Consider the following 16,917-nt stretch of genomic DNA (forward strand, 5'->3'; position numbering starts at 1 on the left):
CTCTGTGAGTATACCCTTGAAATTTAAAACCGCCCTGCTTGCGCTAGGGCGGTTTTGTTTTGTAACGACAGGCTAATTATTTCGGTAGCTTATCGAAGTAAGCGCGATGCTGAGTGCTAAATTCAAAGTTGTTGAATTTGTCCCAGTTAATCGACCACGTCATTAAGCCACGCAAGCCGGGATAAACTGCACTTGGTTTGTAGCTGCTGCAGCTCGTGCCTTTCATCAAGCAGTCGAGTGCTGTTTGTACATCACCCACGGTGGTAAAGCCACCACCCGCATTGGCATTGGCTGGCAGGCCAATGGCCACTTGGTCGGGGCGCAATGCAGGAAATTGGAAGCTCGTTCCCGCTACCTTAAAGCCTTTGAGTAGCATATCAGTCATTGCGATGTGGAAATCGGCGCTGCCCATATTGTGGTAGGTATTATCCAAGCCAGTGATCGGACCTGAATTGTAATCCTGCACATGCAGCAGCGTCAGATCGTCACGCAAAGCGTAAATCACTGGCAGATAAGCACCGGCACGCGTGTCGCAACCCGCACAATTGCCACCGTAGAAGCTGTAACCCAGTTGAACGAAGAACGTTTCTGGCGCCATCGTCAGCGTAAATTTGCTGCCGTATTTGGCTTTGAGCTCTTTGAGCGCGGCAATCAGATTCACAATCACGGGTGATTTCGGATTGGCAACATCGTTGTCCCCTGCGTTCAATTGCAGTGAGTGGCCTTCGAAGTCTACGTCCAAACCATCCAAGCCGTATTTATCGATAATGGCTGCTACCGAGCGAACAAAGGCGTCTTTGGCCGCAGTCGTTTCGAGACGCACTTGACCGTTGGCACCACCGATCGAAATTTGAACTTTTTTGCCCTTAGCCTGTTTGGCTTTAATGGCTGCAATAAATTCAGCTTCAGACTCTACAGTTGGGCACTCTGCCACTGAGCACATTTTGAATGCCACTTCACCACTGGTGGCTGAAGTGGGCTCCGCGAATGACAGGTTGATGAAATCCCACTTGTCTGACACGTCGTTCATGCGGATATAGCCTGAGCCATTGGCAAAGCTGGCGTGCAGATAACCAACCAGCAATTTATCGTTAGCTGGTGCTGGGGTCACGTTTGGTGTTGGGCTAGGCGAAACAGTGACCACTGGCGTAGGCGATGGGCTGGCTGAGGCGCTTGGTGTTGGCGTTGGTTTGAGGACGATATTCCAGCTAATAATGCAACCTTTGGCATCATAAACCGGAACTGCTTCGTACTGCGCGGCCACAGGCGGTGGAGCAACGTTGGCGCAAGTTGATGATGGGGTAGGGCTAGGTTTGACAGTAACTACTGGTGTCGGGCTTGGTGTCGTGTTACTCACGGCAACCAGTTTCCAAGGACCCCATTCGGCAGCTCCCGGCACGTCGCCTTGTGTCCACCATTTGGCCTCATAGACCGCGCCGTTATAGCTGATCCTTGCCCCACCGATGTATGCCACCGATTTATCCCATGCAGGTTGGGTCTGATTATTGGGAACACATTGGTTGGTTACAAAAGTAAAGTTCGCAGGGCAAGAGCCAACCCAAGTTGGCTGAGAACAAGACGTGCCATTGTTGATGCTAGATAACTGCCACGTTGCGGGAGCAATTAAAGTGATCGGCGGGTATGGCGGAAGGGTGTCCGAGGAGCATGACTGGGGTGTTGGAGTTATTGCAGGGGTGGTAAGAGGTACAAATGGGGTGGGTGTTGCAGGTGCTACTGTAGGGCTTGTACCCCCTTCTTTCCACAGCGTCGGTGTGCTGGCCGGATTCCAGCCTGCTCCGACATAGGCGGTATGTGCTACCAGAGCGGTATAGGTTTTACCGTTGTAATCAACAGTAGCACCTACGGCGTAGGTGCTTCCTTCTTGCCATGTTGCGGCATGGACGCCTGCGGCGAGCAATAAGCCCGCCAACAGCGCCGCAATGCGGGCGGTGCCCGAAGTGCGTTGGTTCATCATCTTCTCCATCCTATTTTGTTTGAGCAGCACATCAGGCCACATCGGCTCTGATGGCCGATTTCACCCCACCTAGGGATAACACGTATGAGGTGAAACAGGATGAGTGTAAGCTAGAAGTTGTATAGGCGGTAAAGTTGCTAAGTATCTGTTGTAAATAAGAAATGGCTGTTGATCTTGGTGAAAACCTTGAATTACTTCAGTTTTAAGTAGCTTGGGGTATTTGGCTGGTGAGGCATTAAGTGAGCTAGGTCACAGCTTGGTGCGCCAAGATGAGTGCTTAGTTCCGACGGCGATCAATACCGTTCCATTCTGTGGTGCCGACGGGTTCGGTCACTACGTCTGGATAGAGGTGTTTGTATTCGTGCAGTGCATCATGGACATGAGAGAAAAAACTATCAGCCCCAATTGCTGGGGTGATGCCATATCGATCCAATGCTTCACGCAGCGGCCGATTGCATCGGGCAAACTTCAAATCAATGCCTGCTTCTTCCAGCATAGTATTGAGGCGGAGCAGTTGTTCAGCTGCGGTGACGTCCAAAAAGGTGATGGCTTGAGCATCAATCAGTACCCAGCGGGTATCGCCATCATTGGCGACGAGTTGGCAAATGCGATCGAAAAAGTAGCTGCTGTTGGCGAATAACAATGGCGCATAAAAACGGTAGACCAATAAGCCTTGCAAATAGCGTGAGCTACCCGAGATTTCAGCCTCACCAACGTCATGAAAGCCTTTTCTTCCTTCCGCTTCACATAAAACCGCATCAAATGGGCGTGCCATAAATTGAATTAGGTAGGCTAATGACAGCAATATCCCTACGATAATGCCGGGCAAGATGCCGACCGCGAGCACCCCCATCGTGGTTATCAAAGAAAAAAAGGCTGCAGTTTTGTCGATGCGAAACATTTCAACCCAGGCTCGAACTTCAATTAAATTCACCCCTGCAAAAATCAATAATGCCGATAGCGTTGTGACAGGTAAGTGGCGCAATGAGTCGGACAAGAAAAGTAAAAAAATCAGCAAAAGCAGTGCGGCCACTAGCCCCGACAGGGTTGATTTACTTCCTGCAGCATCATTAATTGCGGTGCGTGATTGGCTTGCGCCTAGCGCAAAACCTTGAGCCAAGCTGGCTGTTATATTGGCCAGCCCCAGCGCCATGAGTTCGCGATTGGGGTCTATCTCATAGCCATTTTTTTGGGCAAATGCTCGGGCAAGCAAAATCCCCTCAGGCATCGCCAGCAACGCGATCCCCGCAGCAGCAGGGAGCAGAAGTGTAATCTCTGAAAGTAATAAGTGTGGAGCGGCCAAGTGAGGCAAACCAGCGGGTAGCTCACCCAGTAGTATGACGCCATGTTTGCCTAGCTCTAGGCCATAAGCTGTAAAAATGGCAATGATAAACAGTAAGATCGCAGCTGGCAGCTTCGGTGTTAAAAAGCGCAACAAGGCTAAAAGTAACACCGAGAGAGTGCCAATGATCAGGGTGGTGCTGTGAATATCGGTAAGGTGATTAATTAGCTCAACTAGGCGTGGAAAAAAAGCGGATTCATGAAGTTGTATGCCTGTCCATTTTCCAAGCTGGCTTGCAATCAGAATGAGCGCTGCGCCATTCATGAAGCCCAGTAAGACTGGTTTAGACAATAGATCTGCAATCGCGCCAAGCTTTGCTTTGGCTGCAATCAGCATTAATACGCCAACTAATAAGGCCAGAATGGAAGAAAGTTGAATATATTGAGCCAAATTTCCTCCCGCTAAAGGGCCGATTGCCGCGGCAACCAAAAGGGAGAGTGCGGCATCTGGGCCGACAATCAGTTGTCGGGAATGACCGAATAATGCATAACACATCATGCCTGCTAAAGCAGTGTACAAACCACTTTGCGGTGGCAAGCCTGCTAAATCTGCGTACGCAACACAGGCCGGAATTAAGACAATGCAAACGCTAACGCCTGCAAAGATGTCCATTACAAGTTGGTCGCGTTGAATGCCAGTAAATCTGCGCCATAAAGTTGTGTTGCTTAACTGCCGCCATCGTTGTGCCATACACAGTGCGTCCAGTAGCCAGCCAATTTTAGTGTAGCTGTTTTTTTGCTATGGAAGGCAAGTCTGAATTGAGTGCATGCCATGGGCATAAAATACAGAGTGGGGCACAACTTCAAATCACGATTGTGAATACGCAATCAAGTTGTGTTTATTTGCTGCGTCGCTCTAATTGAAACAAATAGCGCTGGAGTAAAGTCTCATTTTGGTTACTGAGTTGAATGAATTGACAGCCTGTTCGGATGGTTTTGATGCCATTTTTTAATGTGATGTCACTTTGAGTGCGCACCAGTAAATCGCAATGAATGATGCCAATCGAAGGTAGTTCAATACGACAGCCATGCAGCGTTTCGCCTTCGATGAGTTCAATATCAGGGTTAAATCCAAGTAAACCCAGACCACCAATACTGATGTCAGTTAAGGCAATTGCGGCTTCATCCCCGTTTGGAGTGGGGATGAAGCAATTGGCGGGCAGAAAAACCGGTATTAAGAGCCTGTAGTTGTCGCGTCTTTGCATGGTGTCGATGTATTTCCTAGGGCATCAATGCCACATTAGAACAACAACTCTTTGATTTCACCTAGAGGTTGATTGTCGCCCCCTTCGCTGCTACCACCCAAGCCGAGTTCTGCATTGGTATTTGGGTATTCCTGCAAATAATACTCGGTGATTGGCCCGTTTTCAGTTTCCGTGGTTTTAGTGATGATGCCATCAGGAACTACTTTGGGTAGCTCTGGGATGTCTTTGAGTGCCGTACTCATAAAGTTGATCCAAACTGGCAAGGCCGCTGCACCGCCTGTTTCTCTTGCCCCCAATGAGCGAGGTTGGTCAAAGCCTATCCAGGTAATGGCCACCAGTTGTGGTGTAAAACCGGCAAACCAAGCGTCATATGCGTCGTTAGTTGTACCAGTTTTACCCGCCATATCATTTCTACCAAGCACCTTCGCTTTGGTTGCCGTCCCCATTTTAATGACATCCCCCATCATGCTGGTCATGATAAATGCATTTCGAGCGTCGAGCGTTCTTGGTGCATTTTGGCCAGCAATTTCAGGCTGGGTTTTGGCAATAATGTTGCCACGACTATCGGTGATGCGATCAACAAAATATGAGCGCACTCGGAATCCCGTGTTGGCAAAAACAGAATAACCTTCAGCCATTTGTAGCGGAGTAACGCTGCCAGCACCAAGCGCCATGGTGAGGTAGGGCGGGTGATTCTTCGGGTCAAATCCGAAGCGGGTTATGTGTTGCTGTGCGTAGTCAGTGCCAATGGCCTGCAAAATGCGAATTGAAACTAAGTTCTTTGACAAGGTTAGTGCTTTACGCACCGACATCATACCCGCGAACTTGCCATCGTAATTTTTCGGCTCCCAGCGTTGTCCGCCAACTTGTTCTGGGTCTATCACCAGCGGCGCATCGTTAATTTGAGTGGACGTGGTGACTCCACGTTCTAGTGCGGCTGAATAGATGAAAGGCTTGAAACTTGAACCAGGTTGACGCCATGCTTGGGTCACATGATTGAAGTTGTTCCGGTTGTAATCAAAGCCGCCAACCAACGCAATGATTGCACCTTGTTGCGGGTTCATCGCTACAAAAGCACCCTCTACTTGTGGTAGTTGTGAGATGACCCATCCTTGCTCTGATGCACGAACACGGATAATTGCACCGGGCCGAATTCGGTTGGCTGGCGCGTTTTTATCGGAAAGTGCAGAGCGAGCAAACTTCAATCCATCACCTTGGATAGTGATTTTCTCACCGCCTTTAATGTAGGCATTGACAGCTTTGGTGTCGCTAGAGATAACAACAGCAACTCTGAGGTCATCTGTTTCTTTGGTGTTGCTTAAAGCATCATCGAGCTGATCTTCGGAGCCAGAGGCGAGTAGTGATGGCTCAATAAAGCCTTCAGGCCCACGATAGCCGTGTCGTGTATCGTAGTCGATGAGACCTGTACGGAGTGATTCATAGGCCGCTTGTTGTTTTTTGCTATCAAGCGTGGTGTAAACCTGAAAACCCTGTGTGTAGATGGCATCTTTATAGCGCTCAAACATCATCTGGCGCACCATTTCCGCAACATATTCAGCATGTACGGGGAACTGTTGAGCAGAGCGTTTTACTTCCAGAGGAGCTACTTTGGCTGCTTCATATTCCGCAGTGGTAATTTTATTTAGCTCGTGCATGCGTCTTAAAACATAAAGCTGACGCAGTTTCGCCCTTTTTGGATTTACGACCGGATTGTAAGCCGACGGTGCTTTAGGCAGCCCCGCTAACATTGCCATTTCGGCAATCGTTAAGTTGGATATGTCTTTGCCATAATAGATTTGTGCTGCCGACGCAAAGCCATATGCTCTTTGACCCAAATAAATTTGATTGATATAGAGCTCTAAAATTTGATCTTTCGATAGATTGTGTTCAATTTTGAAAGATAAAAGTGCCTCAGTGAATTTGCGAGTGAATGTTTTTTCATTTGTGAGATAAAAATTCTTTGCTACCTGCATGGTAATTGTGCTGGCACCAGAATGAGCTTGCCCTGATATTACATTTCCTGCGATCGCACGTAATACGCCAATGTAATCAATGCCGCCATGCTCATAAAAACGCTCATCTTCAGCGGCTAATAGCGCGTTGATCATCTGTTGCGGCACTTTGTTGATTGGCGTGAATGCCCGCCGTTCTTCACCAAATTCCCCAATTAAAACGTTATCTTGCGTAAAAATGCGCAAAGGGACTTTGGGCTTATAATCAGTTAAAGCCTCCAATGATGGCAGCTTTGGGTACGTGACAGCTACAGCCAGCACAAAAAGAGCCGTAACGATTAAGCTGAGTAGTGAAAATATTGCAATAAACACCAAAAGTATTTTTTTTGTCATTGAGGTCGAGACTTCGGCTGAAATATTGTCTAAGGTGTTAATGTACGTGGATTATTTGTTTGTTGCAAAAACCGTTAGGTGTGACTAGCTTTCTTTACATGGGCTCTTGTACGCTGATAGCATTTTTGTGATTACATATAAGGGGACTATTGCGTTGAACCTCGATTTCCTGAAACCTGCAGCTCCACCCCTTATTGGGGTCGACATCAGTGCATCTGCTGTCAAAATGGTTGAGCTGAGCCAAACAGGGCGCAATTTTAGCTTAGACCGCTATGTAATTGAGCCTTTGCCAAAAGATGCTGTGACCGATAGCAATATTACCAATCCAGATGCAGTTGCTGAAGCTGTTCGCCGTGCCTGGAAGCAGATGGGCGGAAAAATCAAAAATGTGGCGATAGCATTGCCTGCCTCTGCGGTGATTACAAAAAAAATCCTCGTTGCAGCTGGAATGAATGAGCGTGATTTGGAAATGCAGGTTGAGACCGAAGCAAATCAATACATTCCATTCTCATTGGATGAAGTCAATCTAGACTTCCAAGTGTTGGGAGTCGCTCCAAATAGCCCCGATGAGGAAGAAGTTTTAATTGCTGCTGCGAAAAAGAATAAAGTAGATGAGCGTGTAGCTGCTATCGAAGAGGCAGGCCTTAAGGCTTCTGTATTGGACGTAGAGTCTTACGCGACACAAGCCGCATTCGAATTAATGCGCCCGCAGTTGCCTAATGGCGGTGATAATCAAATTGTTGCAGTGGTTGATATTGGTGCAACCGCTATGCACATGAATATCTTCAAGGATGGGCAGTCAATTTACAGCCGTGATCAAGGATATGCCGGCAATCAATTGACCCAAGAAATTCAGCGGAAATTCAATATGTCCTCAGAAGAAGCTGAGCAGGCGAAACGGCAGGGTGGTTTGCCAGATAATTATGAGCCAGATGTGTTGCAGCCGTTTATGGATACCATGGCTTTAGAAATTTCGCGTTCGCTCCAGTTCTTTTACACATCAAGTAACTACACAACCGTTGATCATATTTTATTGGCTGGTGGTTGTAGCGTGATTCATGGTCTTGATGAGGCCGTTTCAAGTCGAACTCAAGTTGCTAGTACGATGCGTGCCAATCCATTTTTTAGCATGTCTACGGGTAAGGTGCGTGGCAAACAAATTCAATTGGATGCCCCTTCACTGCTCATTGCGTGTGGTTTGGCCATGAGGAGGTTTGACCCAGCATGATTAGAATTAACTTACTCCCCCATCGTCAAGAAAAACGGATTGCTAGGCAACGTCGCTTCGTCGGTATGTTGGCTTTTTCGTTCTTGGTTGCTATAGCAATTTTGATTGCAGGGTATCTATTTTTAAGTTCAAAAATTGATACTCAAAATGAGAGAAATGAATTTCTGACGATCGAAAATGCCAAGCTCGATAAGGAAATTGCTGAAATTGAAAAGCTAAAAGCAGAGAAGCAGGCGTTGCTTGATCGTAAACAAATTGTTGAACGGTTGCAGTCTAATCGAACTGAAATTGTCCATCTAATGGATCAGTTGACTAGACAAGTTCCTGAGGGTGTTTATCTGAAAGATGTTAAGCAAACCGCTGATTTGGTTGTAATAAATGGTTATGCTCAGTCTAATGCCCGAGTTTCTACTCTGATGCGTAACTTGAATGATTCCGCTATTTTTGAGCAGCCGCTATTGATTGAAGTGAAATCAGCAAATGTTGGTAATCAACGGTTGTCTGATTTTATTCTGAATGTAAAGGTGACTCGTGCCGTTGAAAATGCATCAGGTGTAGCCGCTCAACCCAACGTTGCTAAGGGGAAATAGTAATGACATTGGATGAGCTTAAGAATTTAGACCCAAAAGATGCCGGCAATTGGCCAATACCCGTACAGTTAGGTGCAATGGCATTGTTGGCCGCTCTTGTAATTGGCATTGGGCATTATTATGTTTGGCAGCCACAACTCGATGAGTTAGAGGTGGGGCGACAAAAGGAAGAGCAATTAAAACAGGACTTTTTAGAAAAGAAAAAGCGCGCAATTAACCTTGAAGCTTATCGTCAGCAATTACTTGAAATTCAGCAATCTTTTGGTGCGTTGCTTAAGCAATTGCCAAATAAATCTGAAATGGAAACATTGCTGACCGAAATTAACCAGGCTGGCGTTGGTCGTGGTCTTTTGTTTGAACTCTTTAAGCCTGGTGTAGAGCTAAAAACGGCGGAGTTCGCCGAAATGCCAATTAGCATCAAAGTGACAGGTTCGTATCATGACCTCGCAGCTTTTGTGAGTGATGTAGCACAGCTGTCTCGAATTGTGACCTTGAGTGACATTAAGTTGTCTGTACCTAAAGACCCATCTATGTTGACAATGGAAGCCACAATTAAGACTTATCGAGCACTCGATGATGCAGAGTTACAGGCAATCCGACAGGCTGAGCTTGAGGCTCGTAAGAAAAAAAGACAGTAAGGCTCTATCGGGAGATAAATAATGAAAAGATGGATCTTACTGGGGCTAATTACTACCTCTTTAAGCGGATGCTTTGGGGATAAAAATAGTGATTTAAAGGCTTGGATGCAAGAACAATCCGAGGGTTTGCGTGGTCGTGTAGAGCCACTGCCTGAGGTAAAGCCTTATGAGCCTTTTACTTATAACGCATTCGATTTGCCTGATCCTTTTAAGCCCAGCAAAATGGAACTGGCTAAGAAAGGCTCGGGTGGTGGCATTGCGCCAAATACAAATCGCGTTAAAGAAATACTTGAAAGCTACGATCTTGAGAAGTTACGCATGGTTGGGACCTTGCAGCAAGGTAAAATCATTCAGGCCTTGGTAAAGGCACCTGACGGTAATTTGTATCGAGTTAAATTAGGTAGCTATATGGGGCAAAATTTCGGCATGGTTACAAAAGTGACCGAAACTGAGATTTCCCTTAAGGAAATTGTAGAAGATAGTGGTGGCGATTGGGTTGAACGTACAACAACCCTTAGTCTGGATGACTCGGAGCAGAAAAAATGAAGATGACTAAAATACTGAGCTGTTTAACTCAGACCGCTTTCTTGCTGATTGCTCCTTTTGCCCTAGCTGCAGAAATGGCAAGCATCACTTCAATTGATGTGAGTAATGTCAGCGCAGAAAAACAGGTTGTGAAAGTGACCTTTAACGGTGCACCTCCAACACCTACTAGCTTCTCCGTAAATACGCCGCCTCGTATTGCTTTTGATTTTGCCAATACCACTAATCAAGCGGGAAAAAGTTCGGTTCAAGTGAATGGTGCATCATTACGAATGATTAATGTTGCAGAAGGGACGGGTCGCACGCGCTTAGTGTTTAATCTGCAAAAGCCTGCTTCGTATGAAACTACAGTTGAAAATAATTCCTTATTAATTTCAATTGATGGCGCTAGTACTGCATCGGTAAACAAAAATAGTGCCCCTACACGTACTAATGCGCAATTTGCTGAGTCCAAACAGACGGGTAAACGTGAAGGAATTCAGGATATTGATTTCCGGCGCGGTTCAGCAGGTGAAGGTAAAGTTGTTATCGATTTATCTAGCTCAAATGTTGGAATTGATATTCGTCAGCAAGGCAAAAAACTCCTTGTCGAGTTTTCGAAAGCCTCACTGCCAAAGAATCTTGAACGTAGTTTAGATGTTGCTGATTTCGGTACGCCTATTCAGAAAGTAGATACCTTTAGTCAGGGCGATACGATCAAAATGCTGATCGAGCCGAAAGGTAACTGGGAGTATTCGGCGTATCAAACCGAAAATCGCTTTGTTGTGGAAGTGCGAGATGCTGCTGATGGGAAAGGTAAAGCATCACTTGCAAAACAAAACTATAAAGGCGAGAAGCTATCTCTCAATTTCCAAAGTGTGGAAATTCGAACAGTATTGCAAGTGATTGCCGAGTTTACGGGCTTGAATATTATTACTAGTGACACTGTGAATGGTGCTTTGACGCTACGCCTTAAAGATGTTCCTTGGGATCAAGCTTTAGACATTATTTTGCAAGCAAAAGGTTTGGATCAGCGCAAATCTGGAAATGTACTTTGGATTGCGCCAAGAGATGAATTGGCCGCAAAAGAAACGGCAGAACTTGAGGCTAAGAAAAAGATCTCCGGTTTGGAGCCTACCCGCACTGAATATTTCTTACTGAAGTATGCTAAAGCCATAGATGCACAGAAATTACTTTCTGAGGGTAAAGGCAAAGATGCTTCAACCTCCTTGCTATCTGAGCGCGGGACTGTCGCTAGTGATTTACGGACTAACCAAATTATTGTGCAAGACATCCCTTCAAAACTGGAGCAGGTGCGTGAATTATTAAGCAAAATCGACGTTCCAGTTCGTCAAGTGATGATCGAGGCCCGCATCGTTGAGGCTGAGGATGGATTTACTAAGAACTTAGGTGTCAAATGGAATGGTTTGTATGCCAATAAAAATGCAGGTGTTGCTGGTGGTTTAACAACCAAAGAGTATGGCACGACAAATACATTTACTGGCCCTGCTTTGGATGGTTCGAAACCCTCGGTTAATTTGCCTGCGGCAGCAATCGGTGGCTTTAATCCTGGTTCAATTGCGCTGCTGCTTGCTGGTTCTGATGGCTTGTTGGGGCTGGAACTCTCTGCTCTAGAGCAGGATGGTAAAGGCAAGATTGTCTCTAGCCCACGCTTGGTAACTGCCGATCAAGTCGAAGCAGTGATCGAGGATGGTCAGGAAATTCCATACTCAGAGTCATCTCAGAATGGTGCAACATCTGTTTCATTCAAGAAAGCAACGCTATCACTGAAAGTAACGCCACAAATTACGCCTGATGGCAGTGTATTTATGGATGTTGCTGTGAATAAAGATAGTCGTGGTGAGGCGACACTAAGTGGCCCTGCCATTAATACCAAGCAAATCAAGACTAAAGTACTGGTTGAAAACGGTGGAACAGTGGTGATTGGTGGCATCTATATTGAAGATACCACTAATACCGTGACACAAATTCCATTGCTCGGCGATATTCCTGTAATGGGTAATTTGTTCAAAAATCGCACTTCTGTTAAAGCTAAGCGTGAATTGTTGATTTTCCTGACCCCTCGTGTATTGCAGTCAGATTTGACTTTGCGTTAAAACTCAAAGCTTGGCGATAGATCATCGCTAAGCTTTGTAGAATCAAGTAAAATGCCTGGTATGAAAATGCCAGGCAATTTTTTTTTAGTCGGCCTAATGGGGGCCGGCAAGACCACAGTTGGGCGCGCGCTAGCAAAAGCCGCAAGCAAAACTTTCTATGACTCAGATCATGAAATTGAAGCTAGAACCGGTGCCCGTATCCCCACCATATTTGAATTAGAGGGGGAGGTCGGTTTTCGTCAACGCGAAGCGGAAGCCATAGCTGACCTCACGCAGCTGAAAAATATCGTCTTAGCAACAGGCGGTGGAGCTGTGCTCCATCCGGCTAATCGAGCGCATTTACGGCGAAATGGCTACGTGATTTATCTATGCGCGAGCCCAGAAGAGCTTTATAAGCGCACCTGCCACGATAAAAATCGCCCTTTACTTCAAACTGCAGATCCAAAGGCTCGCCTCGCCGAGCTTTACGCCATACGTGATCCTTTGTATCGTGAAGTGGCCGATCTAGTCATGGATACTAGCCAGCAGAGCGTGAATTCCTTGCTGCAACTACTGCTAAAAGAATTGGAAAGAAAAACATGACCCGTGTTGTTCGTGTAGACATTGCACATGCTCCTTATGATATTTTGATCGGCAAAAATTTATTGTCAGTTGCCGATCGAATTAGCTCTCTCTTGCCGCAGCCTCGTGTTGCTATTGTTAGTAATACAACGGTTGCTCCCTTGTATATGCAGCCCTTAGTGGCGTCTCTAGAGGCGCAAGGGATTGTTTGCCAGCAAATTATCCTACCCGATGGCGAAAAGTATAAAACTTGGGAGTCGCTAAATCTGATCATGGATGCATTGCTAACCGAGCGAGCGGAGCGTAAAACTACGCTGATTGCCCTGGGTGGTGGTGTTATTGGTGATATGACTGGTTTTGCAGCTGCGATTTACCAGCGCGGCGTGCCGTTTATTCAAATCCCTACTACATTATTGGCTCAGGTTGACTCATCAGTTGGCGGTAAAACAGCTATCAATCATCCTTTGGGTAAGAATATGATTGGTGCTTTTTATCAGCCACGGTTAGTGCTGGCAGATATCGATAGCCTGTCTACCTTGCCTGATCGAGAGTTCTCGGCGGGGATGGCTGAAGTTATTAAATATGGTTTGATTGACGACCCGGAGTTCCTAGCTTGGCTGGAAGTTAATATGGATGGCTTGATGGCTCGCGATGAGGTCTTGCTGGCCGAAGCTATCGAGCGCTGCTGTCAAAACAAAGCTCGAATTGTCGCTGCGGATGAAAAAGAAACAGGCCAGCGTGCCCTGTTGAACCTAGGCCATACTTTTGGTCATGCCATTGAAGCGGGCATGGGCTATGGTGTTTGGTTGCATGGTGAAGCGGTCGCCGCTGGTATGGTGTTAGCGGCCTACGCATCACAAGCACTTGGGCATCTCATTACACAAGATGTTGAGCGCGTGATTGCGATCCTGAAAAAAACCAAACTGCCCGTGGTGTCACCTTCGCTCGGTGGCGCTGCTCGTTTTAAAGAGCTCATGGCGCAAGATAAAAAGGTGGATGCTGGCCGCATCAAGTTTATTTTGCTGCGCCAGCTGGGTGAGGCTTATATTGGCGAATTGCCAGAGTCAGCGATTGATTCGGCATTGTTAGCCGCTTGCGAAGCCGATAAATAATCTGCCAAAGTAATATCCAGAGCAGCTTTGGCCTTATCAAGCGGTAAGGACAGGCTGCTTTTTCCATCTGAGCTCAGCGGGCTCACTATCAGCTCAAATACCTGATGCAAGCGGATATTGTGCGCACTCCCCGCCAAAAACCATTCCCCATCACGGTTGGACTCTACCCAGTTTTGCCCTGCCATTTGCTCTAGCAATTGTTGGGTCGCATCAACGCCTAAACCCACTCGTTTGCGTAGTTCATTGATGTGCAAGATGTATGAGTACTGATGTGCGTACGCCAGCTCAGATAAAATTCGCATCGCCTGCTCAAATCGAGTGCCATGATGATCATCCCAGCGCCAGCCATCATTGTGCCAATACGATAGTGTGGCCGACATCACCGCGCCAGCGAGCACGATCACCCAGCATAGATACAGCCATAGCAGGAAAATCGGAAAGCTGGCAAACGCGCCGTAGACCAATTTATACGTGCCAAATTGTTTGATGTACTGGGCAAAGAGCAACTTCATCAATTCCAGCAATATTGAGGCAATCAGCGCCGCAGTAAATGCGTGGTTGCGCGGTACAAAGCAATTGGGAAGTACCAAATACAGCAAGCTGAGCGAGCCAAAAACTAAAAACCAAGGCCCAAGTTTGATAAATTCAACATCAAGCCCACCCGCAATACTGCCTGCTTGATTCGACAACCAGTTGGTCAGCGACAGGCTTAGCCCAATTAAAAGTGGCGCCAGTGTCAGTGTGGCCCAGTAGGTGAGGGTACGCGACAAGAGCTTGCGTTGGCGCTGCACACGCCAGATCGTGTTGAAGGTTTTTTCAATCGTGAGCATCAACAGCAAGGCCGTAGCTACCAAACCAATCATCCCGAAGGTGGTCAGGCGATCGGCATTTTCAGCAAATTGTCGCATATACACGCCAACCACTTTGCCAGCGGCATCGGGCACCAGATTGGTGATGATAAAACCACGAAATTTGCTGCTAATTTCATTGAACATCGGAAATGCGGAAATCACGGTCAGCGCAATCGTGAATAGTGGAACGACGGCCAGCAGCGTGGTATAGGTCAGGCTACCCGCGGTTTCAAGGCAGCGATCAGCCAGCAGTCGGCGACCTACAAAGCGGGCAAAGCCAATGATTCGGCGCCAAAGTGGCAAATCGGAAGTATCAGACATGGTCGTATGGAGAGGCTCGAATCCCTTTATAATAACGCAAACTTTGAAAGAGCCTGAGAATGACTGAAATATTGGTGTTGTATTACTCCACGCACGGCGCCACGCGGCAGATGGCGCAATTGATCGCGCGTGGTGTTGAATCGGTAGCGGGCGCCAGCGCACGGCTGCGAACTGTGCCGCGAGTTTCGACGGTATGCGAAGCCACCGAGCCAGCCGTACCCGATGCTGGCGCGCCGTATGTAGAGCTCAAAGATTTGCAGGAATGTGCTGGTTTGGCCTTGGGTAGCCCTACTCGCTTTGGCAATATGGCTGCGCCGATGAAATATTTCTGGGATTCAACAATCGCCGAGTGGTTGCAAGGTACTTTGATTGGCAAGCCCGCCTGTGTGTTTACCAGCTCTGGTACTTTGCACGGTGGCAATGAATCAACATTGCTGACGATGATGTTGCCGTTGCTGCATCACGGCATGGTGATCGTCGGTACGCCTTATTCCGAGCAGGCCTTAATGTCGACGACCACGGGCGGTACGCCATACGGTCCAAGTCATTGGGCGGGAACGGAATCCAATCAACCTATTTCTGAAGCCGAGCGCCAGCTCTGCATCGCGCAAGGTAAGCGCATTGCGCAAATTGCGCTCAAACTGCAAGGGGGCGAAGCATGACACTAAGCCCGAAGCAACTCCCCATTTGGCAATGGACAACGGTGGTATGCGTACTAGGTATGGTATTGCTTACTATGCTATGGGAATTATGGCTTTCGCCGCTATACCCCGGTGGTTCATGGCTGGCGGCCAAAGCACTGATCATGCTGCTGCCACTGCGTGGCCTATTGCATGGCCGCCGCTACACCTTTCAGTGGTACACGATGTTTGTGCTGCTCTGGTTGCTCGAAGGTATTATGCGCGCCTATGCTGAAACTGGAATGGGGCGCTGGTTGGCTTGCCTGCAGGTGGCATTTGCGGTGATCAGCTACACCAGTGCTAATCTGTACGCCAAATATTCGCGCCCTAGCATTTTGGCCAACTATCAGGCCGAATAATAAATCACGTCGAATTAATCTCAATACAACTATATTGGCCGCATTCAGCGGCTATTTGAAAGACTTAGGAAATACGATGAACCAAGCCAAAATCAACGAATTATTGACCATCCTTGCTGATGGTAGCCTCGAAGCAGAAGATATTGCCGCAATGACCGCCGAAGTAGCCAAAGCGGCTGCCGATGCCGATGCTTATTTAGCCAATGATCCAGAGAGCCAATACAGTGCCGCAGCAGGTATGCCGTTGGCCGAATGGGTTTTGCTGGAGCAACTCGAAGGCGGGTTGATTTTCCGTGGTGACACCGTGGCGGATGTGTACGAGCAAATCACCGATGCATTTGGCGAAGATGAACTCGATCTGGCCGTGAGCGAGTTAATTAGTTTGAGCGAAGCCGACGCGATAATCAAAGTGGCAGAAGAATTAGCGCCGCTCTACACGCGAGTCAATTTCAGCAAGCCAATTGGTGGCGCCAAACTGCAAGTGGTGCTGGTGCGTACGGCCAAGTTCGAGCGATTTTTGGAGTTGGCCGGAGAACTTGGGGTTGCTGCGTTTTAAGCAAAAGTGCTCAACTACGCTTGCGAGTACTCAGAAGGAGTGGTTGCGGGCCGTGTTCGGCCATGAGCGGAAGTATTTATGCGCTTGCGCTTGCCAGAATGTGCGTCAGCAGCCTTTCTGATAGCAAACGACAGTAATTCGGTTGATGCGTTAGGCTTCAATGAGTGAGGCTTGCTTAATGGTTAGGGTGCCAAAAGTGGACGTAAGCGAATTACTTAATCAGGTCAAAGATTCAGAGTCTTTCTTAGTCTTTGTCCGTGCACTGGCCGCAGACCGAGCCGACTCTGTGATTAAAGTGAAGGCGAGTCCCAGCCACCCGCATGACTCCGATGGCAGGGAGAGCACGACGATTGAGTCATTCTTAAAGAGTGCAATAGCTTGGGCTGAAGATAGCAATTTCGGCCTCACCCAAGGATTGCCACAATCCAACCCATGGCGGCAATTCGCAGTTTTTCTGTATTGCGGCAAAATATATGAGTAAGTAGCTAACAAGTCATTCAGCCTGAATGGCCGAGA

General features: G+C 47.5%; 16 protein-coding genes. 11 read left to right on the forward strand and 5 right to left on the reverse strand.

Going from position 1 to position 16,917, the window contains the following annotated elements:
• Positions 1-76: 76 nt before the first annotated feature.
• The 4 genes from HQ393_RS17980 to HQ393_RS16500 form a co-directional block, all read right to left on the reverse strand.
• Positions 77-1,975 carry a chitinase gene (locus tag HQ393_RS17980; protein WP_281361474.1) on the reverse strand — a complete coding sequence of 633 codons (1,899 nt, stop codon included), beginning with the start codon at positions 1,973-1,975 and terminating at the stop codon, positions 77-79.
• 277 nt (positions 1,976-2,252) lie between these two features.
• Entirely contained in the window at positions 2,253-3,929 is a 1,677-nt protein-coding gene (locus HQ393_RS16490) for a SulP family inorganic anion transporter (protein ID WP_179356699.1), read from the reverse strand.
• Between the two features lie 226 nt (positions 3,930-4,155).
• Positions 4,156-4,521, reverse strand: coding sequence for a flagellar brake protein (locus HQ393_RS16495; RefSeq protein WP_179356708.1), 366 nt, complete (start codon positions 4,519-4,521; stop codon positions 4,156-4,158).
• Positions 4,522-4,556: 35 nt separating this feature from the next.
• Complete coding sequence (locus HQ393_RS16500; protein ID WP_179356710.1) at positions 4,557-6,866, reverse strand: penicillin-binding protein 1A; 2,310 nt, start codon at positions 6,864-6,866, stop codon at positions 4,557-4,559.
• Between the two features lie 154 nt (positions 6,867-7,020).
• Here HQ393_RS16500 and HQ393_RS16505 point away from each other — a divergent pair, with 154 nt between their 5' ends.
• From HQ393_RS16505 to aroB, 7 genes are read left to right on the forward strand one after another with little or no spacing between them, the layout of a single operon-like run.
• On the forward strand, positions 7,021-8,094 hold the full coding sequence (locus tag HQ393_RS16505; protein WP_179356712.1) for a pilus assembly protein PilM: 1,074 nt from the start codon (positions 7,021-7,023) through the stop codon (positions 8,092-8,094).
• On the forward strand, positions 8,091-8,684 hold the full coding sequence (locus tag HQ393_RS16510; protein ID WP_179356713.1) for a PilN domain-containing protein: 594 nt from the start codon (positions 8,091-8,093) through the stop codon (positions 8,682-8,684). Before HQ393_RS16505 ends, HQ393_RS16510 begins: the two co-directional genes overlap by 4 nt.
• A gap of 2 nt (positions 8,685-8,686) precedes the next feature.
• Complete coding sequence (locus HQ393_RS16515; RefSeq protein WP_179356715.1) at positions 8,687-9,322, forward strand: type IV pilus inner membrane component PilO; 636 nt, start codon at positions 8,687-8,689, stop codon at positions 9,320-9,322.
• A gap of 21 nt (positions 9,323-9,343) precedes the next feature.
• Positions 9,344-9,868: a pilus assembly protein PilP gene (locus tag HQ393_RS16520; RefSeq protein WP_179356717.1), complete on the forward strand. Its 525-nt coding sequence runs from the start codon at positions 9,344-9,346 to the stop codon at positions 9,866-9,868.
• A complete protein-coding gene (locus HQ393_RS16525; protein ID WP_218871230.1) occupies positions 9,865-11,961 on the forward strand; it encodes a type IV pilus secretin PilQ in 2,097 nt (698 codons plus the stop codon). The genes HQ393_RS16520 and HQ393_RS16525 overlap by 4 nt, the downstream gene beginning before the upstream one ends.
• A gap of 51 nt (positions 11,962-12,012) precedes the next feature.
• Positions 12,013-12,543 (forward strand): shikimate kinase, encoded by a 531-nt coding sequence (locus tag HQ393_RS16530; RefSeq protein ID WP_179356719.1) that lies wholly within the window; start codon positions 12,013-12,015, stop codon positions 12,541-12,543.
• On the forward strand, positions 12,540-13,634 hold the full coding sequence (gene aroB / locus HQ393_RS16535) for a 3-dehydroquinate synthase (RefSeq protein ID WP_179356721.1): 1,095 nt from the start codon (positions 12,540-12,542) through the stop codon (positions 13,632-13,634). The genes HQ393_RS16530 and aroB overlap by 4 nt, the downstream gene beginning before the upstream one ends.
• On the opposite strand, the gene HQ393_RS16540 is transcribed toward aroB, so the two are convergent.
• Positions 13,565-14,806 carry a YihY family inner membrane protein gene (locus tag HQ393_RS16540; RefSeq protein ID WP_179356722.1) on the reverse strand — a complete coding sequence of 414 codons (1,242 nt, stop codon included), beginning with the start codon at positions 14,804-14,806 and terminating at the stop codon, positions 13,565-13,567. The two genes, aroB and HQ393_RS16540, sit on opposite strands and share 70 nt — an antisense overlap.
• A 59-nt stretch (positions 14,807-14,865) precedes the next feature.
• Here HQ393_RS16540 and wrbA point away from each other — a divergent pair, with 59 nt between their 5' ends.
• The 4 genes from wrbA (at position 14,866) to HQ393_RS16560 (ending at position 16,882) form a co-directional block, all read left to right on the forward strand.
• Entirely contained in the window at positions 14,866-15,468 is a 603-nt protein-coding gene (wrbA, locus tag HQ393_RS16545) for an NAD(P)H:quinone oxidoreductase (protein WP_179356724.1), read from the forward strand.
• Complete coding sequence (locus tag HQ393_RS16550; RefSeq protein ID WP_179356726.1) at positions 15,465-15,845, forward strand: DUF2069 domain-containing protein; 381 nt, start codon at positions 15,465-15,467, stop codon at positions 15,843-15,845. Before wrbA ends, HQ393_RS16550 begins: the two co-directional genes overlap by 4 nt.
• A 76-nt stretch (positions 15,846-15,921) precedes the next feature.
• Positions 15,922-16,401, forward strand: a complete 480-nt coding sequence (locus HQ393_RS16555) for a hypothetical protein (protein ID WP_179356728.1) — start codon at positions 15,922-15,924, stop codon at positions 16,399-16,401.
• Positions 16,402-16,597: 196 nt separating this feature from the next.
• Positions 16,598-16,882 (forward strand): hypothetical protein, encoded by a 285-nt coding sequence (locus HQ393_RS16560; RefSeq protein WP_218871231.1) that lies wholly within the window; start codon positions 16,598-16,600, stop codon positions 16,880-16,882.
• The last annotated feature ends 35 nt before the right edge of the window (positions 16,883-16,917 follow it).

Origin of the sequence: Chitinibacter bivalviorum (genome assembly GCF_013403565.1) — a bacterium.
Classification (GTDB): Bacteria; Pseudomonadota; Gammaproteobacteria; order Burkholderiales; family Chitinibacteraceae; genus Chitinibacter; species Chitinibacter bivalviorum.